The sequence below is a fragment of the Aeromonas sp. 600774 genome (assembly GCF_049175075.1).
GTDB classification, from domain to species: domain Bacteria; phylum Pseudomonadota; class Gammaproteobacteria; order Enterobacterales; family Aeromonadaceae; genus Aeromonas; species Aeromonas veronii_A.
Genome location: NZ_JAAKUJ010000001.1, coordinates 128807 through 144512 on the forward strand (window position 1 = coordinate 128807; position 15706 = coordinate 144512).

Here is a 15706-nt window from a genome sequence, read left to right on the forward strand (position 1 = left end):
ACGCATTATGACACTTTCGCACTGATTTACATGTCATTTTTACGGGTTAATTATTAATCGGTTAACCGGTAATTAAATTTTGTTAAGAAGCGCACTTTTTTGTTGGTTATGGTGGGCGAGAAAGGCCTGGAAAGCGCAGAGAATTGCTCCTCGTCATCACCTGAAAGGGGTATATCGCGTGCGGAGCAGGAGCAGATCGGTATCGCGGGCAGGGGGCACAGGCGGGAGAAGAGCGTGATGGCGGGTGAGGTAGGGGGGCGGCAAGAGCAATAAAAAGAGAGGCTTTCAAGCCTCTCCTGTCATCGCGTTCCGGTTTCGAGCGTGGGGCGGTCAGGGTTTATTGGCGACCAGCAAGACCTGATCCGGGTAGGCGCCAATGGAGCGAAGACCGATATCTCCCGAGGTGATATCCAGATACGCCCGCTGGCCATTGGCGGAGGTTACCGTGCTGCTCATCAGATAGACATAGCCTTCATTGACCTCTTTACCGCCCCCCGCCATGGCGCGCGGGAAAATGGCTTCATTGAGAGAGGGCTTGTAGCAGGCATGCTCGACCAGGGTTGCCAGCTCCTTGATGTCGGGCAGGCGCCACTGGCTGATACCGCCGAAGTGATAGAGAGCATGGCTGCTGTCACTGCGGATCCGTTCCGCCACTTGCAGCCCCTGCTGCCAGTAGTAAACGGTCGGTTCACCCAGGCAACTGCTGCCACTCCATGTCTGCCCCAGTTTGCATCGCATCCAGGTGAGGCCGGTGTGTTGATCCGTGACGGTGCCGTTGCCATGGTCAAGAAAACGGGCAGAGGGGGCGGTGCGATCCATGGTGTCATCACAAATGGCAGCACCGTGGGCCAGGGGGGCCAGCAGTGCCAGCATGGCGAACGAAAAGCGATAAAGGCTCATGATATTCCTCGGATTATTGGGGAGTGGCGACCAGTCGTACCTGCATCAGCTCGATATAGGTATCTTGCTGCACCAGCGCGGGATAGGTGGTGCCCGCATCTTCTCCCAAGAGCTGGACTGTGCGTTTGCTGATGGGACCACCGGAGAAGCGCTGAGCTGTGTTGCTGGTGGCGCTCCAGTAGTAGCCATGGTAGGTGTCATCTTCCGAGGGGGCGATATCCGGGAAGTAACGGGTATCCACGATGATGCGCTGACCCAGCGGGTCCTTGGCCAGGCTACCGTAGTGCATCAGTGACATCAGTTCACCCATGGTGGGCAGCCGCCACTGGCTGATGCCGCAGCGCTGCTCGCCATTGAGCCACTGCTGATACGCGCGGGTGGTCAGCATGGTGGCCAGCGCCTGTGCTCGGGCGAGGGCCGCCAGATCTCCTTCGGCGGTGAGCTGTTCGATCCTCTTATGAATATGCTGGTAGGCCGCTTGCTGCTCGCCTGCGGTCGCCTTGAACTGCTCATCCTCATAGGCAAAGGGCCTGCTTTTCCAGGCCGGGCTCAAGGGATCGTCCGATTTGACCTCCCACACCAGACCGGTATTGAGATCCTTGACGCACTGCCAGCTCGGCGCGTTGTCGGGGAGAACCTGACCGCGATCATCGAGTTTACGATAGGCAAGTTGGGGACGAGTGCGATTCCAGCTGGCATCTTGTCCCGGATAGTCGGCGGGTTCCTGTTCCAGCAGCGGGTCATTGCCATCGCTGAAGGTGGTGACGCCGGTGACGGTCAGCAGGTTGCGTGGCTGCTGCTGCACCAGCAGGGTCAGCAGTTCGCTTTGGGTCTCTTCAGCAAACTGGCCGTTGCGCTGCCACTCCTGAGCCAATTGCGCCAGCATCAGGCTGATGGCGCGATAGCTGGTGGTGAGCAACTGGGTCTCCTTGGCGTTGGCAAGGCGTGTGCGGGCCTGTTGCTGCAAGCTGATCGCCACCTGTTGCAGCGCCTGATCAAACTGGCCGAGACCTGCGAGGGCCACGCGGTCGCTGCCCGGTTGCAGCAGCGCGAGATCGGCCAGCAGCTGCGTCAGTGCGCGATCGGCGGCCACCCCTTCGGCAATGCGGCTCTGCCACAGGGTACTGAGCAGGGTTGGTTGCAGCCGTTGTGGATCCCCTTTGGCGGCCGGATGTGCCAGTAGCAGGCCTCCGCTCCTCGGTACGAAAAGCAAGGGCGAGTTGACGATGTTGGCCGAACGGCTGACCAGGGCCACAGCTCCTTCGCCGCTGACGGCAGGATCGGCGGGATCACATTGCCAGTTCTGATCCAGATCGGCGCACAGGGTACCGGCGGTCGGCAGAGCGACATCGACCCGGTAGTCCGGGATCGCCAGTGGTGCGTTATCTTCCCCGCCGCCACAGGCGCTGAGCAGGGCTGAGAGGGTTGCAATAACCAGTACGGATGATTTCACTTCACATTCCTTGATTCGGTCACAGGTTCACGGGGGCGGTAACCCCCGTGGTGCAGGATTCAACGGCGCGGGGTGCTCCGGCGCCAGAGGCGGGGCCAGAGGGCCAGCAACAGCAGCAGGGGGGAAGTCGTGCCGCCACCCCCTTCATCCTGCTCAAGGGGAATGATGCCGGTGTTGGGCAGGGCTTCATCCTTGTCGCAGCGGGCGCCGACTTGCTGGGCTACCCGCCAGTTGCGCAACTGACCGGTGTCACCGGCGCTGGTGTCGTTGATCTCCAGCAGCCAGCGGCCAGCGAGCGGTTCGCCGTGCAGCTTGTCCAGCGATTCGAACGGTACCAGTTCACGGGGGAACTCCCCCTTGAGCCGGGTATGGCTGACGTAACCCTTGTTCCACAGGCTGATCCGGGTGCCGTAAGGGGAGGTGAGCCAGATCTCCAGCTGCTCCAGCTTGCTGTGCTCCAGATCGAGGGCAACCACGAATCCGCTGTCGATGCGGGCCTTGCTCTCGGGCAGGGTGAGAGTGAAGCGGGACAGGCCGTGCCGCTCACCGCTCACCGCATCTTTGATCTGGCCACCCTGGCCGATGGCCCGCTGCCAGAGCGGTTCACCGATCGGCAGTTGCAGGTCAAGGCGGGTCTGGCGCTCGGTGGGGCTGGGCAGGGTGAGCTGGAACTGCAGCGGCAAGGTGACTGCCTCGCCACAGGTCAGGTTGCTCGCTGCTTCCAGCGGCAGGGTCCAGCGGGCGGTGCCATCGGCGTTGAGCTCTCCCTGCCAGTGACCGTCACCCACGAGCCCCTTGGTCGGGAGCAGGTTGGCGTCAGCTACGGTCAGAGGGCGGCCGCTCTGGTTGGTCAATTCGATGGCGAGGCTCTTTTTCTCCCCGGGCAGCAGGTAGCTGTCATCGGCAAGGCGGGCCGCGATGGGAGTGGGCAGCAGGGCGTGGTGGCGGAAGGCCTGCTCCAGCAGCTTGCCATAGCTGCGAGCCGGATAGAGGCGGTTGGCGGTATCCACGGTGACGCGCGCCAGCTGGGGCATCCGCACCTGCGGGCCGAGACCGAAGTGGGATTCAATCAGCAGGGTATCGAACTCGTCACGGGCTACCTCGCCATACTGTTCAACGGCCTGGCGCAGCGCGGTGAAGAGCGGGGTGCCCCACAGCTGGTCGCCGTTGCTGCCGTTGATGGTGAGGTGAGCCGGATAGAGGAAGCCCGGATGATAGCGCGCCCGCAGGTCATCGAGCTGACGGGGCGTCCGGCCGCTGATCCTGGCATCCCAGTTGAAGACCATGAAAGGCTCGAACTGGCGGGCTTCGGGACTGCGCTGGCGCCAGCTGGCGGCCAGATAGTCGCTAAAGCCCTCGCCGATGGCGCCCCAGTCCCCCTCTTCTCCCATGTCGGGCAGGATATGGTGCTGCACCGCATGGCCAAACTCGTGCCAGATCACCATGGGATCTTCCGCATCGGGCACCCCTATCCGGCCAATTTCCAACCGGCGCAGGAAGGGGTCATAGAGAGAGTTGTCATGCTCCCCGGCATCGGTATCGATGGCCAGGGGGCCGCCCATCAGCGTCGGGTAGCCAAGGGATTCCACATGGCGCTGGGCCAGATCCAGATGGTAGTAGCCATTGATATCGAGGAAGGCGGGCTGCTGGTGATCCAGCTGGAAGCCATCGGCATCAGGGCTGCTAAAGGGGGCAGTTTCCGGCTCCGTGCCATCCACGACCCGGGCGCGTGGGCCACTCAGCTGGTAGGTGTCATCCACCTTTTGTACCGTGAGCGGGACGGTGCGATAGGCCCGGTTGTCCAGCACCAGATCGTGGCGCCACAGCAGGTTGCCATCTTGCAGCTGGGTGCGGGGATCGAGGGCAAAGATGCGGGCCTGCACCGTGGCCGCTTCCCCTGCCAGCGGGACCGCTTCGGCACGGGTGTTGGCCTCTTGCAGCGTGCGCCCCAGCAGGGCGCTGCCATCGCAGGTGACAAACAGTTGCCAGTGGCTGCTCTTGCTGTTGCCCGGCTGGCTTTCCACCGCCAGCAGACGCCAGGCCGCAGTCAGGGTGTCGCCATCCTGCCAGTACCAGGGCTGGGCTTCGTCACTGCCAGCGAATTTCCACACAGTACCATCCAGCGTGGCGGTATAGGCATCCACCCCGGCGCGGCTTGCTTCATCACATGGAGCCGCCTGTGCCTGCATCAGCCGGGTATTGTGATAAAGGCGCCACGGGCGACCCTGCTCATCGAGACTGACGGCGGCCATCAGGCCGGCGATCGGTGCGCCATTGAGCTGCTGGCGATAATGCAGATAGTGGCCCAGCTTGCCTTGGCGCTGATAGGCCGGGGCATCACTCAGGGTGACGCCGAGCTGCTGTTCGAGCCAGAGGCGGGGATCGGCCGGGGCGTCCTGTTCGACAAAACGCAGTTCGGCGGCCTCGGTGGCAAAGCCAGCCAGCCCCAGCAAGAGGGCGGGCAACAGGGGTTTCATAGTGGTACTCCCAATCAGCGGCAGGGTCATTGATTGATCCCCGCCAGATGCAACAAGAAGGCAAATTCACGAGCCCGATCGCCGCCACCAGCGCGGTGGCCACCCTCCAGTTCGGTCAGCAGCAGGTAGGGTCCGGAGCCCGTGCTGTGCTCCCGCAGGCGAGCCAGCCACTTGACCGGCTCCCAGTAGGGGACCTGGCTATCGTGCAGGGCGGTAGTGACCAGCAGGGGCGGGTAGGGGGCGCGGTGCAGGTTGTCGTAGGGGCTGATGCGGCGCATCGCCTGATACTCTGTGGGCTTGGCCGGGTTGCCCCACTCCTGATACTCCTGACGGGTCAAGGGGAGGGCGGGATCGCTCATGGTGCCGAGCATATCGACGAAGGGAACCTGCAACACGGCGCCGCTAAAGAGCGTCGGTTGCTGGTTGAGGGCCGCAGCAACCAGCGTGCCCCCCGCGCTGCCCCCCATGGCAAACAGGGGCAGGGGAGCAGAGTCGGGCGACCAGTGGCGCAGGGTATTGCCGGCAGCAATAAAGTCGCTGATGCCGTTCTGCTTGTGTATGCCCCGTCCGTCGCGGGTCCACTGCTCCCCCAGCATGCCGCCGCCGCGCACATGGGCGATGGCGTAGACAAAGCCCCGATCCAGCAGGCTTAACAGCTCTTTCTGGTAGTAGGGGCGCATCGGCGTGCCATAGGCGCCATAGCCATAGAGCAGCACGGCACGGGGGGCCAGATCTTTGCGCCACACCAGCGAGACAGGCACCCGGGTGCCATCGGCAGAAGTGATCCAGCGCCGCTTGCTCTGATAGGGCAATGCTTTATTGTCTGCGGTGTGCTGGTCGTTGATCCACTGGCCGCTGGTCAAATCCAGCCAGCGTTGGCCGGGGGGCTGGCTCAAGCCCTGACTGCGCACCAGAATACGGTCGCTGGCCGGGTCATGTTCTCCTTGCAGCCAGCCGGTACCGGCGCCACTGGCCAGCGGCAGGCGCTGGCGTTCATGGCCGTTGCGATCGAGCAGGGCGAGCCAATCCTCCCCCTGCTGGCGAAACTGCACCACCAGATGGCGATCAAACAGTCGCCATTTCTCGGGATCGCCGAGATCCTCCCCTTTGGCGGGCCACAGGCGCTGCCACTCACCGAGCGGCGTGCTGGCTGAGTAGAGGGCAAACGCCCCCTCCCGGTTGCTCTTGATCACCCAGCCGGATTGGCTGTCCAGATAGTATTCCACCCCGCGTTGGCGGGGTTTGACCTGCTGCGGCTTGCCCGAGTCGAGCAGGTATTGCTCCGAGCTGTCGTGGTTGTTGCCCTGCAACACCAGATGCTGGCCATCCGTGGTGCGATAGAGGCTGAGCAGCCAGGCGGGATCCTGCTCCTCATAGAGAGTCTGCTCCTGGCCATCCTGCCAGCTGCGCAGCTGCCAGGGGCGTAGGGTGTAGCGCTCGTTGGCGATGCTGTAGAGGGTGCGACCATCTTGTGACCAGGCGAGATCAGCGCTGCGCTGTGCCAAACTGGCCAGCGCCTTGCCGCTTTGGAGATCGAGCAGGGTGACCTGATAGTCGAGATCGCCGCGCCTGTCTTCGGCGATGGCCAGTGTGCGGTTATCCGGGCTCAGGGCCCAGCCGCCCGCTTCGTAATAGCCCTCACCCGCTCTGGTGGGAAGCCGTTGCTGCACCTTGCCCCCGTGGCGTTGCCAGAGTGAGCCATCCGGGCGCAGCTGCCATGCCTGATCGCCGCGGACAAGCCAGTTGTCTGGCACAGATTCCCCCGCCGGATGGCGGGTAAACTCGGCGCGCAAGGTTGCTTCCAGCGGCTGCTGCGCGGCGAGCTGCTGCTCGCTCCAGCGATTTTGCTGCTTGAGCAGGGCGAGAATGGCCGGGTTGCTACGGCTCTCGTCCCGCAACCAGAAGTAGGGATCCTGGCGTACGGGATTGCCTGAAATCAGGTGCGATTGGGACGGGATCGGCGGTGGCAGGGCCTCTTGCGCCCACGCCAACGGGGCGGCCAACAGGGCTGCCATGATTGCATGATGCTTCATCACATCCCCACGAAACGGTAGCTGAGGCTGGCTGACAGGTAGCGGCCGCTCTGGCTGTAGAGGGAGGTGTCGCTGCCAGCCGGGAGTCCGGCCACATCCTGATAGCGGACGTAGCGGGTATCGAGCAGGTTGCCGATGGTGGCATTGACCTTGAGCGCCTCGGTGATCTGCCAGTCGCCGGTGAGGTCCAGACTGAACCAGCCTGCGCTGCTCTGGCAGGCACCGTTGTAGCCAGTCTGCGCATTGGCGCACTGGGGCACTTTGGTCATGGCGGCGGCATAGTTGCCACTGAGCTCAACCCCCCAGTCGAGCTGTTGCCAGCGCAGGGTGGTGTTGCCTTCCAGCGGTGTCTGGGTGCGCAGCGGCTCACCGCGGTGATCCTTGCCATCCATCCAGGCCAGATTGGTCGAAAGCTCCCACTCGTCGCTCAGCCAGAGGCTGGCGGCCAGCTCGGCGCCCCAGGTTTCTGCTTTGGCAACGTTGCGATACTGGCGCAGGAAGACACCGTCATCGAGGCGAAAACCGGTCTGGCGCCAGTCGATGAAGTTGTAGTAGCGGTTGTAGAAAACGGCCGGTTTGACGCTCCAGTTGTCGCTTTGGCCATTCACTCCCCACTCCAGACTGTGGCTGGTCTCCTCCTTGAGGTTGGGGTTGGCAATGATCTCGAACGGCGGCATGGCAAAGTAGTGAGGAATGTTGCCGTAAACCTGATCGTAAGCGGGAGCGCGGAAGCCGTTGGCATAGCTGAGCCAGCTGCGCCATGTTTCGTTGAAGCGGTAACTGGCCGCCACACTGGGGGAGATGTGATCGCTGTGGTTCTCGGCCAGATTGCTGTCCGGTGCGCGCAGGCGCTGGCGGTCAAAGCGCAGGGTCGGGGTAAACTGCCAGTTGCCCAGATCGATCACATCGCTCAGCCAGATACCATCGCGGCGGGTCTCGGCCTTGCTGAAGGGGGCTTTCTGTTCCTGGGTGGTGATGCCATCTTCCAGGGTCAGATTGCTGACCGGCCGCTCGTGGTTGGCCTGCTCCAGCTCCACACCGTAGCTGAAGGTGTGATCCAGCGAGCCGGTGCTCAGCTTGCTCTGCAGCTCCAGCTCACTGCCAAGGCGCAGCTCCTCGAATGTGGAGAGGGTGCGCTGGCTGCGATATCTGGGATAGCCGCTCAGGGCATCGTTGCGCAGCAACTGGCGCTGGTTGGCCTCGTTGCGTGACTGGTTGCCAAACAGGCTCCAGTTGAGGGTATCGATCATGCCCAGATCGCTGGCTTCCCAGCTGAACTTGCCGCCCTGGGTGCGCTGATCGCCATCTTCCTGAAAACCGACCACGTCCCAGCTGCCATCGGGTTGGGGCACCGCTTTGGGCCCCATCTGGCGTTTGGCGTGATCCTCGTAGTAGTCCAGCTCCAGCCGCAGAGCGTGATGGGCATTGAGGGGGAGGCGGCTGCTGGTGGAGGCACTCATGCCATCCAAATCAGCCGGAATGCGGTTCTCCTCAAAGTTGGCGGTTTCGTTGCCGCGCCAGCCGGAGAGGCGCAACAGATGTTCGCTCTCCAGTGCCCGCACCGCGCCTGTCATGCTGAGCTTCTTCTTGTTGCTGTCGCCACCGTAGAGAGTCTTGGCCGCCAGATAGCTATCCTGCTGTTGCAGATAATCTTCCGGCTGCTTGGTATTCATCACCACGGTGCCGCCGATGGCATCGGAGCCATGCAAGGAGGAGCCGGCCCCCTTGGCCACCTCAATCTGCTTGATGTCATCAAGGTCGAAGTTGAAGCGACCTACCTTGTCATTGATGTTGTCGGCGCCAAAGCCGTCGCTGACGCGCACCCCATCCTTGATCAGCAGGATACGGTTGCCACCGATGCCGCGTACGCTGATGTTTTGCGGTCGCCCGGCAGAGCCGGTGACCGAGACACCGGGGATCTTGCGAAACACATGAGTCAGCTCGCTGGCGACCTGACGGTCCAGCTCTTCCTGGGTGATGACGGTAATGGAGCCGGAAACATCGGAGAGTTTCTGTTGTACCCGTTGCCCGGTGACAATGATGGTGTCGTCGCTGCGCGCCTTCTCCACAGGGGGAAGACCGGCCGCGCCAGCGGAGGCACACAGGAGTGCCGGCCATGCCTGAAGCAGTTTGTTCATAATGATAATTGTTTTTATTTAAGCCTGAAGGGCGGCATTATTGCAGAGGCCTGACCACTTGGCAATAAATGGCAATCATTATCATTAAGATCTTATGGCGTTGATATTATTGAGTTATTTGTTTTTAAAAAGAGGCTCCCGCGCGAAGCGGGAGCGGGGGGATCAGGGCTTGAGCAGTTGCAGTGACTCTTCTGCTGCCTTGCCTTGGGAGAGGGTGATATCGACCCGGCGGTTCGCCTGGCGATGTTCGGGGGTGTCATTGGCAAAGCGGGGTTGAGTGTCGGCAACACCCTGAGCGATGACTCGTCTGGCATCCAGCTGGGGATTGGTCAGCATGGTCTGCACGATGGAAGAGGCCCGCAGCACCGAGAGCTCCCAGTTGTTGCGATAGAGCTCCACCGGCGCTTGGGAGTTGTCGGTATGACCGGTGACCACTACCTGCCCCGGGATGTTGGCCAAAATGCCGGCGATCTTGTTGACCAGCGGGATGAACTGGGGCTGCAGGAACGCCGAATCGGAGGGGAACAGCGCCTTCTCGCCGATGCGGATCACCAATTGACTGCCGAGTTGCTCGACCTCGAGATCCTTCGATTCAATCTGGGCCTTGAGCTGTTGCTCAAGCTTCTGCTTGGTCACCTGCACCCACTCCTGCTCCTTGGTCTTATGGGGCCAGGATTCGGTGGCGCTCGGCTTTTCCGAGGCACCTATGGTCTCGTTGAATGGATCCGATGCCGCCATGGGGGCATCTTTCTCCAGCACAGTCTCTTCTTTCGGGCTGCTTGGCGTGGTCTTCGATTCCGGTTCAAGAATCCCTGTGCCCCCCTGCATCAAGGGTGAGCCGGCAGGCGGGGAGATGAGGCCGATTTTACCCAGCGACTCGATAAAGCCCTGGATAAGCACTCGGGTTTCGGACTGCTTGGCCATGGCAAAGGAGTAGAGCACCACAAACAGGGCGAACAGCAATGTCATGAAGTCGGCATAGGAGACCAGCCAGCGTTCGTGGTTCTCCGGCGCTTCAGCCTTTTTCTTTTTCGCCACCATGGCCTCCCAGATAAGGTTCGAGGGTCACTTGCAGGCGTGCTTGGGACTCGCCATCCACGATGCAGAGAATGCCGGTCAGAGTCATCTCCTTGTAGTGGCGGATCTGGTGGGCAAACCCCTTGTAGCGGTTGCCGAACGGCAAGAAGATCAGGTTGGCGGCGGATACCCCGTAGATGGTGGCGATAAAAGCCACCGCGATGGCGCCACCCAGCTTGTCGGGGGCATCCAGCAGACCCATGGCGTGGATCAGGCCAAATACCGCGCCGACGATCCCCATGGTCGGGCAGTAGCCTCCCATGGCTTCATAGAATTTGACCGTCTGTTCGAGATCTTCCTGTTCAAATTCGATCTCGTTCTCCAGCACCTCGTGGATTTTGTTCTTCTCGTAGCCATCGACCATCATCTGCACCCCTTTCTTCAGGAAGGGATCCTTGATCTCCTCGATCATCCCTTCCAGCGCCAGCATGCCGCTGCGGCGAGCATTGCCTGCCAGGGTCTCCAGCAACTGGGCCTGTTCCAGCATGTCGAGTTTGAGGGGAGAGAGCAGCCATTTGAAACGCTTCATGGTGCTACCGACGACAGAGAAGGGGAACTGGGTCAGCGCAGCGCCTATGGTGCCGCCGATCACGATGAGGAATGCGGGCAGATCGAGCAGTGCACTGGGGTGACCACCCTCGATCATGTTGCCGCCAAGGATGGCGATCAACGCCAGCACCAAGCCAATCAAGCTCATTTTTTACACGTCCCTGTATGTTGATAATGGCTAGTGTAGCTAGTTAAGTATCAGTTTTTCAAAATGATATCCAATCGCTGAGCAATTAATCGGCGTGGTATGTGGCTGCGGGTGTCGCGCACAAAGCGGGGAGAGGCAAACGTTGTTATGGCATCAGTGGCGAGAGACTGACTAAGAGCGAAACAGTCTGCGGCTACTATAGTGCGCAATCATCCAGAGTCGGGAATCCATGAAGCACAATAAAGAGCTTCTCCTCTCGGGACCATATCCTGGTGATTAGGTGACGTCATCATCAAGAAGGCGACCATCAGGTCGCCTTCTTGTTTCGTATTTTGCAGTATATGGCTCGATGTCAGAGGGGCGATCAGAGCACCATGGCTGCAATCCAGCCGAAGATCACCAGCGGGATGTTGTAGTGAATAAAGGTGGGCACCACGCTGTCCCAGATATGGTCGTGCTGGCCATCGGCGTTGAGGCCGGATGTCGGGCCCAGGGTAGAGTCGGAGGCCGGTGACCCCGCATCCCCCAGCGCGCCAGCGGTACCGACCAGCGCGATGATCGCCATCGGTGAGAAGCCGAGCTGCAGACAGAGCGGCACATAGATGGTGGCGATGATGGGCACGGTGGAGAAGGAGGAGCCGATCCCCATGGTGATGAGCAGGCCCACCAGCAGCATCAGGAAGGCGGCGATCCCCTTGTGCTGGCCGATGCCGGAGGCGACCACCTGTACCAGAGAGTCGACCCCGTGGGTTGCCTTCATCACCGCGGCAAAACCGGCGGCGGAGATCATGATGAAGCCGATCAGCGACATCATGCGCACCCCCTGGGTGAAAGCATCCTGGCTTTCGCGAAACTTGATGACGCCGCCGCAGGTGAAGATGACAAAACCGGCCAGCGCACCCAGTACGATGCTGTTGGTCATCAACTGCAGCCCCAGTGCTACACCAATGGCCAGCAGGGCCACCCAGATATGAGTGAGGTTGAGCTCGACCGCTTCGGGCTCGGCATCCAGGATCTTGGCCAGATCGTACTGGCGCGGTTTGCGATAGCTGATGAATACCGCAATCAGCAGGCCCAGTACCATACCGGCAACCGGAATGGCCATCGCCAGCGGGATCTGGCTGGTGGTGATGGGCACGCCGTTATCGATCAGGTTCTTGGCCAGAATGTTGTTCAGGAAGATGCCGCCAAAGCCGACCGGCAGCACCATATAGGTGGCGGTCAGGCCAAAGGTGATGACACAGGCCACCTGACGACGGTCGATCTGCATCTGCGCCATTACATGCAGCAGCGGCGGGATCAGAATGGGAATAAAGGCGATATGAACCGGGATCAGGTTCTGGGACGAGATGGCCACGGCCAGCACGGAAGAGAGCAGCAGGGTTTTAACCCACATGATGCGGGTCGAGCTGGCATCCTTGCCCAACTGGCTGATCACCTTGCGGGCCAGCAGGTCGGTGATCCCGGAGCGGGAGATGGCAACCGCAAAGGCGCCCAGCATGGCGTAGGAGAGAGCAATCTCGGCGCCACCGCCCAGGCCACCGCTGAAGGTGGTGAGGGTATCGGTCAACGATAGCCCGCCCACCAGGCCGCCAGCAATGGCCCCCAGCGCCAGCGAGACCACCACATTGATCCGCAGCAGACTGAGCACCAGCATCAGCCCGACTGCGATAACAACAGGATTCATTTGATTTCCTTATAGTTTGTTATTGCTGTCTGTCATATGAAGGGGGGTTAGTTTGCGAAAAATGTGACAAATGTCGAGTAAAAAATCGGTCAAGCCGGCCATATCACTGCTGCTTGTGGCGCCGGGTTGATCAACATGAGGCTTTCCGACCTGTTTGTCTCCATAGATCGCATACATAACGGTTGATAGTGATTATCGGTGCGCTGTGCGTTCAAACCCGTTTCGCAAAAAGCGAAGGCTGCCAGTGGCAGCCTTCATTTGTTTATGTCTGCACGTCGTCATCGGCAGGGGTATCCGGTGTGTCGTCATCCGGATACGCTGGCGGCCAGCCCCCCATGCTCTTCCAGCGGTTGACGATATGACAGAACAACTCGGTGGTGCGCTCGGTGTCATAGAGGGCAGAGTGCGCCTCTTTATTGTCAAACGGGATGCGGGCGCTCTGGCACGCTTTGGCCAGCACGGTCTGACCCAGCGCAAGCCCGGATAGGGCGGCGGTGTCGAAGGTGGCAAACGGGTGGAACGGATTGCGCTTGAGGCCTGCTCGTTCGGCGGCGGCCATCACGAAGCCGTGATCGAAGGTGGCGTTGTGGGCCACTATGATGGCGCGGCCGCAATCCTGTTCCTTCATCCCCTTGCGGATCCCCTTGAAGATCTCGGTCAATGCCTCTTTTTCCGAGACTGCGCCACGCAACGGGTTGTAGGGGTCTATGCCGGTGAACTCCAGCGCGGCCTTTTCCAGATTGGCCCCTTCGAAGGGCTCGACATGAAAGTGGAACACCTGGTCGGGAACGAGCCAGCCCTGCTCATCCATTTTCAGGGTGTAAGCCGCGATTTCGAGCAAAGCATCGGTCTTGGCGTTGAACCCGGCTGTTTCAACATCGATGACGACGGGGTAAAAACCACGGAAACGGCCCTTGAGGGTATGAACTGCGTCGGTCATGGGATCTCGGTCGGGATAAAATGAGGCGGCATTATCGCAAAAAAGCGTTGGCTTGTCCTCCCATCCCACGCAGGAAGCCTGTGCAAGATGGCGCTGGATTCAATATCTGTGCAGCCACCAGCGGGCGGCGATCAGCGCCGTGACAGTGCCAAGCAGGGCGCTGGCCAGCACATCCACCGGCCAGTGCATCCCCATTACCATGCGCGACAGACCAACCCCCAGGGCCCACAGTGGCAGTAGCCAGACGCCCGTGGGGGCGCGGGCCAGCCAGATGAGGCCAAAGAATTGGGCCAGGCTGATGGCGGCGATACTGTGGCCAGAGGGGAAGGCGTAATTCACCTCCTTTTGCCAGTGGTGGCCGAGCCACTCTGGCAGGGCCAGCAACTGACTGGCCGCATGCACCTGCTCACTGCGTACATCGACGCTACTGGCGTAGAAGCTTTTAATGGCCGGGATCAGCCCCTGACTCTCCAGCCAGAGCAGGTAGGGTCTGGGCTCTTCGGTCAGGTGTTTGACCAGGCTCTTGATCACCCAGTCGCTGGCAAGCAGGGCCGCCAGTGCACACCCCAGCGCAATGAAGGAGGCCCACTCCAGTTTGAGTTTGTAGCGGGTCAGTAGCAGCAAGAGGGCGCCACTGACCCCGATCCCGGGAATATCGACCATGCGGGTCAGGGCGTATGACCACCATAACCAGCCTGAATGCAGGGAGTCGATCAGAAAAGGCTGCCAGGGCAGCGTAGTGAGCAACAGCAGCGGCAGGATCAATAGGGCGCTAAACCCGAGCACCTGACTGCGCGTGAGTGATGGGACTGGGGCTGAGAGCGATGATGAGTGTGGCGGCATGGCTAGTATGGGCTATCGCAAAATGAGGAGGCATTGTGCCATCGGGGCATGTACAGACCAAGCCGAGCCGAGGGTTTGTTACCTCTGCTTACACATTTGTAGCGAAATATTCTGTTTGAACAGTCGGATCGAGCCGTCACCGCGCAATGGATGCCGATTCTCTGCCGATTGCATCACAGGCTGAAATCTCGGGCGGCTTTGCGCTAGAATGGCGCCCCCGTGGCGGTTGTGACCAAAGAGAGCCCGATGAAGATAGTCGTTGATGAGAATATGCCCCATGCCGTTGAGCTGTTTGCCGAATTTGGCGAGGTAGTCGCCTTGCCCGGACGGCAGATGCAGGCTAGCGATCTGCTGGATGCTGATGTGCTGCTGGTGCGTTCGGTCACCCGCGTCAACGGCGATTTGCTGGCAACCAGCCCCAAACTCGGGTTTGTCGGCACCGCCACCATCGGCACCGACCATGTGGACAAGGCCCTGCTGGCAAGTCGCAATATTCCCTTCTTCAGCGCCCCCGGTTGCAACAAGTACTCGGTGGGGGATTATGTACTCTCGGCTCTGCTGGTACTGGCGGAGCGTTACGAGCTCGACCTCTCGGCGATGACGCTGGCGGTGATTGGCGCGGGCAATACCGGTGAGTGCGTGGCTGGCAAGGCCCAAGCGCTCGGCATGAAGGTGCTGCGCTGTGATCCGCCCAAGGCGCGGGATAATCCGGATGCGGGTTTTGTCGACTATCAGACCGCTCTTGACGCCGATATTGTCAGCTTTCACGTACCCATTACCCGTGAAGGGCCGGATGCCACCTACCATCTGCTGGATGCAGAACAGATAGCTGTCCGTCCTGCCGGGCAGATCCTGATCAACGCATCCCGCGGTGAGGTGTGGGATAACCGGGCCCTGCTGGCACGCCAGTTGAGCGATGCGCCGTTGCGACTGGTGATGGATGTGTGGGAGAACGAGCCCGAGCCACTGGCAGCGCTGGTGCCCCATACCGAGATTGCCACCCCTCATATCGCCGGTTACAGCCTGGAGGGGAAGGCGCGTGGCACCTGGATGCTCTATCAGGCGCTCTGCCAGCAGCTGGGGCGCGAGCCTCGTCAGGATTTGAGTCAGCTGTTGCCAGCTCCCGATGTGCAGGCAGTGGTGCCGGGCCGCATACCGGATCAGGCGCTGATCAAGCAGCTGGTGCATCTGGTCTATGACGTGCGCCGCGATGATGCCCGTTTTCGGGTACGACTCGGCCAGTCCGGCAGCTTTGACGAGCAGCGCAAACACTATCCCGAGCGCCGTGAACTGTCCTCCCTGCAGATTGAGGGGGCCTTTGCCTGTCAGGCGCTCGGCGCCTTGGGATTTGCGCTGTCACGCTCCTGAACAGGGGGCAAATTGTTGGAAGATAACGGGAAGAGGTGAGCCGTACTGGCCATACTGAAACCATTTTTTACTGAGTTGGCGCAGATCCTGCTG

Annotated in this window: 11 protein-coding genes; 1 reads left to right on the top strand and 10 read right to left on the bottom strand. The window is 60.9% G+C overall.

What is annotated here, in order from left to right; all coding sequences use genetic code 11:
* Positions 1-330: 330 nt before the first annotated feature.
* The 10 genes from G5171_RS00605 to G5171_RS00650 all read right to left on the bottom strand — a co-directional run bounded on the left by G5171_RS00605 (position 331) and on the right by G5171_RS00650 (position 14245).
* A complete protein-coding gene (locus G5171_RS00605; protein ID WP_005351118.1) occupies positions 331-900 on the bottom strand; it encodes a DUF1566 domain-containing protein in 570 nt (189 codons plus the stop codon).
* A gap of 13 nt (positions 901-913) precedes the next feature.
* Positions 914-2353 carry a DUF1566 domain-containing protein gene (locus tag G5171_RS00610; protein WP_421259657.1) on the bottom strand — a complete coding sequence of 480 codons (1440 nt, stop codon included), beginning with the start codon at positions 2351-2353 and terminating at the stop codon, positions 914-916.
* Between the two features lie 59 nt (positions 2354-2412).
* Positions 2413-4860: a proprotein convertase P-domain-containing protein gene (locus G5171_RS00615; protein ID WP_421259658.1), complete on the bottom strand. Its 2448-nt coding sequence runs from the start codon at positions 4858-4860 to the stop codon at positions 2413-2415.
* Positions 4857-6863, bottom strand: a complete 2007-nt coding sequence (locus G5171_RS00620) for a prolyl oligopeptidase family serine peptidase (RefSeq protein ID WP_421259659.1) — start codon at positions 6861-6863, stop codon at positions 4857-4859. The genes G5171_RS00615 and G5171_RS00620 overlap by 4 nt, the downstream gene beginning before the upstream one ends.
* Positions 6863-9001: a TonB-dependent hemoglobin/transferrin/lactoferrin family receptor gene (locus tag G5171_RS00625; protein ID WP_421259660.1), complete on the bottom strand. Its 2139-nt coding sequence runs from the start codon at positions 8999-9001 to the stop codon at positions 6863-6865. Before G5171_RS00625 ends, G5171_RS00620 begins: the two co-directional genes overlap by 1 nt.
* Positions 9002-9163: 162 nt before the next feature.
* Entirely contained in the window at positions 9164-10042 is an 879-nt protein-coding gene (locus G5171_RS00630) for a flagellar motor protein MotB (protein ID WP_245130660.1), read from the bottom strand.
* Complete coding sequence (locus tag G5171_RS00635; protein WP_335843154.1) at positions 10017-10775, bottom strand: flagellar motor protein; 759 nt, start codon at positions 10773-10775, stop codon at positions 10017-10019. Before G5171_RS00635 ends, G5171_RS00630 begins: the two co-directional genes overlap by 26 nt.
* A gap of 364 nt (positions 10776-11139) precedes the next feature.
* Positions 11140-12462 (bottom strand): Na+/H+ antiporter family protein, encoded by a 1323-nt coding sequence (locus tag G5171_RS00640; protein WP_005344933.1) that lies wholly within the window; start codon positions 12460-12462, stop codon positions 11140-11142.
* A 262-nt stretch (positions 12463-12724) separates the two neighbouring features.
* Positions 12725-13402, bottom strand: coding sequence for a ribonuclease T (gene rnt, locus G5171_RS00645; RefSeq protein ID WP_005344934.1), 678 nt, complete (start codon positions 13400-13402; stop codon positions 12725-12727).
* Positions 13403-13501: 99 nt separating this feature from the next.
* Positions 13502-14245, bottom strand: coding sequence for a phosphatase PAP2 family protein (locus tag G5171_RS00650; protein ID WP_216978582.1), 744 nt, complete (start codon positions 14243-14245; stop codon positions 13502-13504).
* A gap of 246 nt (positions 14246-14491) precedes the next feature.
* Here G5171_RS00650 and G5171_RS00655 point away from each other — a divergent pair, with 246 nt between their 5' ends.
* The gene (locus tag G5171_RS00655; RefSeq protein ID WP_216978583.1) at positions 14492-15613 is read left to right on the top strand and encodes a 4-phosphoerythronate dehydrogenase; all 1122 of its coding nucleotides are present in this window, start codon (positions 14492-14494) and stop codon (positions 15611-15613) included.
* Positions 15614-15706 lie beyond the last annotated feature (93 nt).